General features: G+C 33.6%; 1 protein-coding gene. It reads right to left on the bottom strand.

Annotated features, from left to right (window positions below; all coding sequences use genetic code 11):
- Positions 1–36: 36 nt before the first annotated feature.
- Complete coding sequence (locus ABX784_RS17140; protein ID WP_372656283.1) at positions 37–2043, bottom strand: transglycosylase SLT domain-containing protein; 2007 nt, start codon at positions 2041–2043, stop codon at positions 37–39.
- Positions 2044–2134: the final 91 nt, after the last annotated feature.

The following is a 2134-nucleotide window of genomic DNA, read 5'->3' as shown; positions in this document are numbered from 1 at the left end:
ATCATTTTGTTTTTGAAGTACCAAAGAATACAAAAATTAATAGATAAATAATTTATTATCAATAGGTAGTTCTTGGTAAATATAATAATTTCTAAGAACTAGCTTAATGTACTTTCTTGTTTCACGGTAGGGAATATCTTCGATGAATATTTCAATATCGCCTTGATAGCGAGATTTTACCCATCTCTTCATTGCAGATTCTCCCGCGTTATAAGAACCAATAACCATTGGAAGGTATTTGAATAGCTTTTTTAAATCTTCCAAGTACTGAACACCAAGTGCCATATTAATATCGACGTCGTATAGGTCTTCAGTATTTTGAAAAGGTATTCCATGCTTTCTTGCTAATTTCTTTGCTCTTGAAGGGATAACTTGCATTAGTCCGTACGCATCGGCAAAACTTCTAGCTTCCTTATTGAAAGCAGACTCTTGTCTTATAATTGAATAGGCGAGGTTATTATCAAACTTATTTTCTAAGTATTTAGATTCTAAACTAGGCTTAGGATAAATGTATTGAATAAACTTTTTCTCAATTTCATTTCTTTGGTCTTCATCCATATTAAAAAAAGTTCTCAAACTTCCCTGAAAGTTTCTTGCTCTATTCATTCTCTCTAAAAGTGAGAGCTTACTAGAGTCTGATTTACTCGAATAAATCAGTCCATCTAGGTACTTCTTTGCTGAGTCGTATTCTCCAAGCGCAATTAGCCAGTCAAATAGATTATCTTTTGATGACTTAATTACTTCTTGATTTAGATCGTCTTTGAGACCTAGTGCTCTTCTTGCCTGAATTCCATAATATCCATATGGGTTTAGCTCAACAGTCTTAGAGAAGTAAGGAAGAGATTCTTCAACTTTCTTTTCTTTAGAAAGAGACTTAGCGAGCCAGTAACTAAACTTTGAAACTTGGTCAAATTCACTATGTAGTTCTAAAAGTAATCTACTTGATTCTGAGTAGTTTTTACTTTTGTATTCTAACCATGCAAGTTGCCAGAGAATATCTTCCTTTTGCTCTTTACTACTAAGTTCAACAGATTTTTTTAAATAGTAAATTGCTGATTTAATCTTCTTATCTTCTTTTGATATCCCTGCAAGTAGATAGTAGATGGTGGCCTTTTGCTCATTTGTTGCTTGATTTCTATTTAATGTATTTGTTAAGACCTTCTTAGCAAGTGGAAGATTATTCTCTGTCCATGTCGCTCTTGCCCACCTTGTTCTTGCTTCAACTAACTCATAATTGTACTGGGATCCAAATAAGGCCTTATTTTTTTCAATCCATGAGACAAGAGTTTTAGTCGAACTTTCTGCTAGATCTTTTCTTCTCTTATTTTTAAAAACACGAGTTATTCTATGCCATGAATTGATCTTAGTTTTTAAATCTATATTTTCATTCTTTATTATAGACTCATATGTTTTTATGGCCGTGTCATATTCTCTCGCTTTTTCAAAATCTCTTGCGACAGAGTAGAGCTGGTCATCGCTAGGTGCTGTAATAAAGCGTGGAGAAATTTTTTGTAATTCCTCATTGTAGCTAGTGACAAGTTCGGTTATTTGCTCATCCTCTGCAATTTCAAGAGCATTTCTTATATACTTTTCTTTCTCTTCTTTTCGAGTCTCAAATGGGTATAAAGAGAAGTTATGCTTTGCTTGCCAAAGTTTTATATTCTTACTCTTAGCAACTTCGTAAGATACTTGGTAATAGTCCTGCTCTAACCACTTCTCAATTTCTGTATTTTCCCAAATTGAAATTAGCTTTGGAGCAGTCCAGTCACACGACTTTAGTGCGCGAATAAGAGCTAGGCTCTTAAGTGGGAAGTCTTTGGTTTCAATTAGCTCCTCATACTCAGAACAGGCCTTTAAGTAGAATTTATTGTTATAGTCTAAGTTTGCTTGATGAAACTTTTGAGCAAGAATATCAGACTTTGTTAACTCCAGCTTTCCTGTGAGGTTTAAAAAGCTTGGATTAGGTGGACTCATAACCCTTGTTGAACAAGAAGTGAGTAAGAGTAGTAATAAAATATAGCTTGTGAATCGTTTATTTTCCATGGCTTAAGTCTATTTCTCATCGTTAAGAAAAGCAAACGACTAATTCATTGAAATATTACACAACCCTTTGATTATTGGAAGATTTTATACT

It is taken from the genome of Halobacteriovorax sp. (assembly GCF_041587335.1).
Taxonomy (GTDB): domain Bacteria; phylum Bdellovibrionota; class Bacteriovoracia; order Bacteriovoracales; family Bacteriovoracaceae; genus Halobacteriovorax.
The sequence above is the reverse complement of the archived record's forward strand: the minus strand, read 5'-3'. Positions and strand labels throughout refer to the sequence as shown.